The sequence below is a fragment of the Streptomyces aureus genome (genome assembly GCF_001418135.1).
GTDB lineage: Bacteria > Actinomycetota > Actinomycetes > Streptomycetales > Streptomycetaceae > Streptomyces > Streptomyces aureus_A.
Map to the genome: position 1 here is coordinate 1 of NZ_LIPQ01000527.1, position 4,086 is coordinate 4,086.

The 4,086-nt window shown below is 70.7% G+C and carries 5 protein-coding genes and 1 pseudogene; all 6 read right to left on the minus strand.

Translation table 11 applies throughout. The features are described from left to right. On the minus strand, positions 1 to 955 hold a 955-nt coding region (locus AOK00_RS33090), incomplete at its 3' end, for an NAD-dependent epimerase/dehydratase family protein (RefSeq protein ID WP_055603848.1). Positions 956 to 1,093: 138 nt separating this feature from the next. Next, positions 1,094 to 1,192, minus strand: a complete 99-nt coding sequence (locus tag AOK00_RS37830) for a 30S ribosomal protein bS22 (RefSeq protein WP_003948845.1) — start codon at positions 1,190 to 1,192, stop codon at positions 1,094 to 1,096. Positions 1,193 to 1,356: 164 nt separating this feature from the next. After that, entirely contained in the window at positions 1,357 to 1,566 is a 210-nt protein-coding gene (locus AOK00_RS33095; RefSeq protein WP_015034391.1) for a helix-turn-helix domain-containing protein, read from the minus strand. 127 nt (positions 1,567 to 1,693) lie between these two features. Next, positions 1,694 to 2,509, minus strand: coding sequence for a phosphatase (locus AOK00_RS33100; protein WP_055603849.1), 816 nt, complete (start codon positions 2,507 to 2,509; stop codon positions 1,694 to 1,696). 96 nt (positions 2,510 to 2,605) lie between these two features. Next, complete coding sequence (locus AOK00_RS33105) at positions 2,606 to 3,781, minus strand: acetoin utilization protein AcuC (RefSeq protein ID WP_173861706.1); 1,176 nt, start codon at positions 3,779 to 3,781, stop codon at positions 2,606 to 2,608. Continuing rightward, a pseudogene (locus AOK00_RS33110) lies at positions 3,750 to 4,086 on the minus strand (MFS transporter); the annotation flags it as partial. The gene AOK00_RS33105 and the pseudogene AOK00_RS33110, both read right to left, overlap by 32 nt.

Here is a 4,086-nt window from a genome sequence, read left to right on the forward strand (position 1 = left end):
GGCCCCGCGCGAAGTCCGCGAGGGCCTCCGCCGTGGTGTAGCGCGGCGAGAAGCCGAGGACCTCACGCGTCTGCGCCGTCGACACGACCCGGCCGTGGGTGAGCAGCCGGATCTGCTCGGGAGCGAAGTCGGTGATCCCTACGGTCCGCAGCGCCGTCCCCACCCAGGTGACGGCCGGCAGCAGCACCGGCACGGTGGGCCGTCCGAGCCGCCGCGCGCACTGCGAGAGCAGGAGCACCCCGTCGCCGGCGATGTTGAAGGTGCCGCTGTTCAGGGTGGCCCTGCGGGGCTCGTGCGCCGCCAGGCGCAGCACGTCGATGACGTCGTCCTCGTGGACGAACTGCAGCCGCGGGTCGTAGCCGAGGACGGTCGGCAGCACCGGCAGCGCGAGGTACTCGGTGAGCGGCGAGTCGATCCGGGGCCCGAGGATGTTCGCGAACCGCAGCACGCACACGGCCACGTCCGGGCGGCGCCGGGCGAACCCCCGCACATATCCCTCGACCTCGACGGCGTCCTTCGCGAAGCCCCCGCTGGGCAAGGACTTCGCGGCCGTCGTCTCGGTGAAGACAGCGGGGTCGCGCGGAGCGGAGCCGTAGACACTGGTACTGGACTTGATCACGAGCCGGCTGATCCGCGGCGACTTCTGGCAGGCGCCGAGCAGCTGCATCGTGCCGATGACGTTGGTCTCCTTGACCGACGTACGGCCACCACCGCCGAGCGCCGTACCGGTGACGTCCAGATGGACCACCGTGTCGACGTCGTGCTCGGCGAGAACCTTCGCGATCTCCGGCCGGCGGATGTCCGCCCGTACGAACTCGGCGGCGCCGAGCTGGTGCGCGGGGTCGACGGCGTCCACCGCGATCACCCGGTCCACCTCCGGATCCCGCTGGATCCGCCGCACGAAGCGGCCCCCGAGATGCCGGGCGGCACCGGTGACGAGCACGACCTTGCCCAAGATCAGCGCCTTCCGTCCGTCTTCCGTTGGTCGCCACCGTAGCGCCTCAGGATTTCCGCGCAAATAAAACGCGGCCCTCCACCGCGAACGGTGAAGGGCCACGTCTGACGCACAGAACGCTGCGGAGCAGCTGTCGCCTTACTTCTTGTTGCGACGCTGAACGCGCGTGCGCTTGAGCAGCTTGCGGTGCTTCTTCTTGGCCATCCGCTTACGCCGCTTCTTGATAACAGAGCCCACGACTACCCTCGCTCACTTCTCGGAACATCCCCGCCTCCCGGCGGGGATCGGTGCGGGGCGTCTGGGCCCACACGACCTACGTCGGCCTAGCCTACCGTCCCGAGCACCGCGCTTGTAATCCGAGGGACATACGGAGCTTTCCCGGCGTTGTCGCCGCGCTCGCGCTACGCGGTCCCCACCCCCACGAAGGACTCCCGCAGGTACTCGTGAACCGCCTGTTCCGGCACCCGGAAGGACCTGCCCACCCGGATCGCCGGCAGATGACCGCTGTGCACCAAGCGGTACACGGTCATCTTGGACACGCGCATCACCGAGGCGACTTCCGCCACGGTCAGAAACTTGACCTCGTTGAGAGGTCGTTCGCCAGCAGCCATGACCCACCTGTACCTTCCGCCGCGACGCCCACCGGCTTCCCCTCCGGTGACTCTTCGTCGCCGAGCGCTCACGCTCCAGACTAGGGGCGGGTGGTACGAGTGGGGAAGAGGAGCTACCACCTGCCGTTTACCGTGACAGACACGCTCGATTGAGTACATAGCGCGTCAGCGGACGGTAGTAGTCGGAGCGCACGCCGTCATCAAGCGGAACGGCCACCGACACCTGCCCCTCCGCCTCACCGACGAACAGCGCCGGATCATCCGTATCGGCGAGACCGATGGCCTCAATACCCAGCTGACCAGCCCCGCAGACCCAGCCGTGGTCGCCGACGACGAGCTCCGGCAGCGGCCCGCCGGCCTCGGCCGCACTCTCCAGGGCCGCCCTAACCGGCAGCGGGGAGTGGGAGTGCGCCCCCGGCTCGCGCCCGCCCCCCGACGGCCCCGGCTCTCGCACCAGTGCGACCCCCCGTACGTAGTCGAGGAGATACGTGCGTACGCCGAACCGGGTCGTTATGTCGACACATCGCCCCTGCGCCGGTGTGAGAACAAGACATCCCGCCGCCGACAAGGCGTCTGCGAGAGCGACGTAGAAACCAAGCAGACGGTGCGGATGACCCGTCCCGAGGAGCACCGGAACCCGCCGCGCGGCCGCCGCACCCAACCGCGCCGCGAAGGCGTCGAGCCCCCGCAGCGTCCGCTCGGGATCGATGACGTCGGGCCCCGACCGATGCTCCGGATCGTCCGACACCCCGCACTTGTCGGCCATCAGCCGCAGCAGATCGGCCTCACCCCACCCCCAGGCGGGATCAAGTCCAAGCAGCACCCGCGGATCCCGCGCCGCGAAGAGCCGATAGCTCCGCAGGCTCTCCTCCCGCGACGTCGCCACCGTTCCCGCCAACCCCGCCGCCAACAGATGCGCCCGCAGCGCCCCGGTACTCAACACCCTCCCGATGCTGCCGGAACGCCCCCTCCCCGGAGCCGAAACCCCCGGGACACCCCACAGTCGGCGTAACGCCCGCCAGAACGTTCCGGGTGATACCTACGCGAGCATCCCCCGCAGCGGAAAGGCCGCCTTCCGGGTCGCGAGCACCGCCTGGTCCAGCCGGTCCGCCGGGTCGTATCCCGCGGACCAGTCCCGGAACCCCACCGGCCACAGCCCGTCCGTCATCCGCCCGGGCCCCGGCTGCCGGGTCCGCGCGTACACCTCGTCCCGCCAGGACGACGGGATCACCGACTCCGGATCCACCGGGGCGTGCGCGGCGATCCCCACCAGATGCGTCCACGACCGCGGTACGACGTCGACCACCGCGTATCCGCCACCGCCCAGCGCCAGCCAACGCCCCTCGGCGTACTCGTGCGCCAGCTCGTGACAGGACTCCTGCACCGCCCGCTGCGCGTCGAGCGACACCGCGAGATGGGCCAGCGGATCCTCGAAGTGCGTGTCCGCCCCGTGCTGGGTGACGAGGACCTGCGGCCGGAAGTCCGCGAGCAGCTCCGGTACCACCGCGTGGAACGCCCGCAGCCACCCCGCGTCCCCCGTCCCGGCCGGCAGCGCCACGTTCACGGCGCCACCCTCACCGGGCCCGGTCGCGCCGGTCTCCTCCGGCCAGCCCGTCTGCGGGAACAGCGTCCGGGGATGCTCGTGCAGCGACACGGTCAGCACCCGGGGGTCCTCCCAGAACGCCGCCTGCACCCCGTCCCCGTGATGCACGTCCACATCCACGTACGCGACCCGCTCCGCGCCCAGCTCCAGCAGCCGCGCGATCGCCAGGGACGCGTCGTTGTAGATACAGAACCCCGACGCGGCCCCCGGCATCGCGTGATGCAGACCGCCCGCGAAGTTCACGGCGTGCGCGGCCTCCCCGCGCCACACCGCCTCCGCCGCGCCCACCGACTGCCCGGCGATCAGCGCCGACGCCTCGTGCATCCCGGCGAACGCCGGATCGTCTGCCGTGCCGAGCCCGTACGACTGGTCGGCGTGCCGCGGATCGGCCGACGCCGCCCGCACCGCCGCCACATAGTCCTCACGGTGGACGAGACGCAGCGTCGAGTCGCCGGCCGGCTTCGCCGCGACCACGTCCACGGCCCGGTCGAGCCCGTACGCCCGCACCAACGACATCGTCAGCGCGAGCCGTACCGGATCCATCGGATGCTCGGACCCGAAGTCGTACTGCGTGACAGCTTCATCCCACATCAACAGTGCGCGGCCGCTCATGCCCGCCACCGTATCGGGCCGGTCGCGAACCGAACGACGTGGCATACACCACCGTCACCAGCACAAGCACCATCGGCACCAGCATGGCCCCCCGGTAGCTCCACGCGTCACCCAGCGCCCCCACCAACGGAGAGCCGATCAGGAACCCGACGTAGTTGAAGACATTGAGCCGCGCCACCGCCGCGTCGCTCGCCCCGGGACCGTGACGGTCGAAAGCCAGACGCCCGGCCGCCGCGAAGGTCTGCGGCACGATCACACTCAGCCCGAGCCCCAGCACCGTGAACCCGACGATCCCCACCCACGCC

Excerpts from the sequence above, each read along its gene's own strand:
- AOK00_RS33095 (WP_015034391.1), bottom strand. The coding sequence starts at position 1,566 with ATGGCTGCTGGCGAACGACCTCTCAACGAGGTCAAGTTTCTGACCGTG.
- AOK00_RS33105 (WP_173861706.1), bottom strand. The coding sequence starts at position 3,781 with ATGAGCGGCCGCGCACTGTTGATGTGGGATGAAGCTGTCACGCAGTAC.